The 2,782-nt window shown below is 67.0% G+C and carries 3 protein-coding genes; 2 read left to right on the top strand and 1 reads right to left on the bottom strand.

Annotated features, from left to right (window positions below; all coding sequences use genetic code 11):
- Nucleotides 1-230 precede the first annotated feature (230 nt).
- Entirely contained in the window at nucleotides 231-575 is a 345-nt protein-coding gene (locus ACIBG5_RS43600; protein WP_396397991.1) for a VOC family protein, read from the top strand.
- Nucleotides 568-1,095 (top strand): GNAT family N-acetyltransferase, encoded by a 528-nt coding sequence (locus ACIBG5_RS43595; RefSeq protein WP_396397990.1) that lies wholly within the window; start codon nucleotides 568-570, stop codon nucleotides 1,093-1,095. The genes ACIBG5_RS43600 and ACIBG5_RS43595 overlap by 8 nt, the downstream gene beginning before the upstream one ends.
- A gap of 30 nt (nucleotides 1,096-1,125) precedes the next feature.
- Here ACIBG5_RS43595 and ACIBG5_RS43590 read toward each other — a convergent pair whose 3' ends face one another.
- A complete protein-coding gene (locus ACIBG5_RS43590) occupies nucleotides 1,126-2,418 on the bottom strand; it encodes an IS110 family transposase (protein WP_396397989.1) in 1,293 nt (430 codons plus the stop codon).
- Nucleotides 2,419-2,782 lie beyond the last annotated feature (364 nt).

Genomic DNA, 2,782 nt, shown 5'->3' with positions numbered 1-2,782 from the left:
GGCGTCCCTACGGGATCGGCAAGCCGACTCTTGACCCACGACGCTCTGCCCTCGGGTTGCAGCTATCAGACCTCCGATGTGGCTAGGAGGCAATCTGCGGGCGCAAGTTCGACCGCAATTGAGCGACAGGCGGCACGGTGGCGTCGTCACGGTCCGCTGAGCGCCGTGCGTGCTTGTCGTGTGGTGGATTCGATAGCGTCCTGCCAAGTGACGACACGAAGGGCTCGGGCATGGCTGTGCAGGCAATCGACATCCAGGTAGACGACGTTCCCGCGGCAACCAAGTTGCTCGCCGAGGCATATGGATGGCGCATCTTGACGGAGGACCCAAACTTCGGCGAGCTGGACGCTGGCGGTATCCGAGTGATGCTCTCCCGCGACGCCATGATCCCCTGGGGGAAGCTCGACGGCCTGATCATTCACCACTACGTCGACGACGTCGCCGCGGCCGCCGCTCGCGCCGTTGATGCCGGAGCAGAGTTGGTCGCTGGCCCCCTCCAAACTGACTGGGGCACAGAAGCCGCTTACCTTCGCGGACCTGGCCAGCTCATCGTTGACGTGTGTCGCGATGCCTGACCCGCTCGTCCCCGTCGAAGGAATTCGGCTGCTCGATGGCGCCGATGCTGTCCCCCTGGCTGAACAAGTCTGGCTGTGCTACGACGAGGTCTTCGGCGACTCCGCCGATTTCGATACTTGGCGTTCGGATCTCTTCGAACGCCACGCCGCCCGCGATGCCTACCGACTTGCAATCGTGGCCGACGGAGGTCGAATTGTTGGCTTCAGTTGGGGTTACGTCGGACAACGGGGTCAGTATTGGTCAGACCTGGTCTACGAGGCGCTCCCACGCGAGGTTGCCGACGACTGGGTCGGGAACCACTTCGAGATCGTCGAACTCGCCGTTCGTCCTTCGCACCGCCGGCGCGGCCTTGGGCAAGCCCTGCACGACAGGATCCTTGAAGGGGTGGACCGGCGGTGCCTGCTGAGCACGAGCGCTGACGAAGAGGCCCCGGCGGTGCGCCTTTACCTGAGTTCCGGCTGGCGCCCGCTGGGCACGCTGCGACCGGGCGTGCAAGTGATGGGACGGCACCAGACCTGACCCTAGCGTCGGGCGGCCTGGGTGGGGGGATCATCGTCGCCTTGCTGGTCTGGGTGACGGCCCTCGGGTGGGCACATCGGGAGTCGTAGTCGCAAGGGCGAATGCCTTCTCGGGGTGGTAGTACTGGCCTGTTTGGAGGCAGAAGTAGAGCTGGCCGAGCATCCGGTTGAACAGGTGGCGGAGTGCTGCTGGATGCCGGTCGCCGTGGTCTCGTCGGTGTCGGTAGTGGCGGTGGGCGTGTTCGTCATGGGCTAAGGCGGCGAAGGCCCAGGCCCAGCCTGCTGCGGCGAGGCGGTCGTTCTTGACGCGGCGGTGGGTGATGGAGATGGTGCGGCCGGAGGCACGAGTGATGGGTGCGGATCCGGCGTAGGCCTTGACCGCTCGGGCGTCGGTGAAGCGGGTGCGGTCGTCGCCGAGTTCGGCAAGGACCCGGGCGCCGGTGTTGTCGGCCAGCCCGGGGAAGCTGGTGATGATGGCGTGGTCGGGGTGCTGCTGGAACGCCTCAGCTGTAGCTTTGCCGAGTTCGTCGACGTTGCGGCATGCGGTGTCGAGGACCGCGAGCAGGGCGAGTGCCTGGCGGCCCATGGCGTGTTCGACCAGCTCGGGTTGCCGCAGCTGTGGCGCGCGGAGCGCGGCGTGCAGTTGTGCTGCGGTGGTGTCGATGCGGCGTTGGCGGCCGGCTCGGCGCAGTGCGGCACCGATCCGTGCCTTCGACAGCTTGCCTGCCGCGGCGGGGGTGGGCGCGATGGCCAGGACCGCGCGAGCATCGGTCGAGGCCAGGTTGCTGGCGTTCCTGCCAGCGAAGGCCTCGAGGAAGGCCGGGTAGTACTCGCGCAGCAGTGAGCGCAGTTCGTTGGAGGCCTTGGTCCGGCGCCAGGTGGCGTCTTGGAGTGCCCGGGCCAGCACCGCGACCGCTTGGGCCAGGTGGGTGTCGGCCGGCAGCTTGCGGTGGACGTGTTGGTCGGTGCGCAGGATGTTGGCCAGCGTCATCGCGTCGGCGTGGTCGGACTTGCCTCGGCTGACCGTGTGGCGTTCTCGGTAGCGGGCGACCGCCATTGGGTTGATCGGATAGACCACTCGCCCGGTCGCCCGCAGGGCTGCGACCAGCAGGCCGCGTGGGGTTTCGATCGCGACCGGGATCGGGTCCTCGGCAGCGTCGCCGGCCGCGGCCAGCATGTCGGTGAGTTCTTCGATCCCGGCCACGGTCTCGCTGATGCGCTTCTTCGCGATCAGCTGACCGGACTCGTCGATCAGGGCGATGTCGTGATGGCCTTCGGCCCAGTCGATCCCGCAGAACACCTTCACACTTCTGCACCTCCTCAAAGCCGGTACTCGGTCCGGTTCGGACCCAGGCGAGAACGCGCGGCGCCCTAATGACGAGACTCTGCGGTCTTCCCTCCGATGAGCCGTTCGCGATCCCAGCAACCCCCACGGCCCCGGTCTGTGAGTCAGAGCTCGAAGGCTCCCGGTAAACGAGGTCTCGACCGTGCGGGCGGGCTCGAACCACGACCAACACTCCCGGCCGGCGAACGGAAGACATCACCGACGCGCCGAGCCGAGGCAGCGCTGCGAGCAGGCCCCGAACGCCAGTCGCGTCGGCCTGATAGGAGGCCTAAATCGGCCAAGGGACGGGAAGACGTCAACAGCCGCCCGGGACCTGTTATCGAGTCATTAGGGGGACGGGGCA

The sequence above is a fragment of the Kribbella sp. NPDC050241 genome, assembly GCF_044459685.1.
Classification (GTDB): Bacteria; Actinomycetota; Actinomycetes; order Propionibacteriales; family Kribbellaceae; genus Kribbella.
The sequence above is the reverse complement of the archived record's forward strand: the minus strand, read 5'-3'. Positions and strand labels throughout refer to the sequence as shown.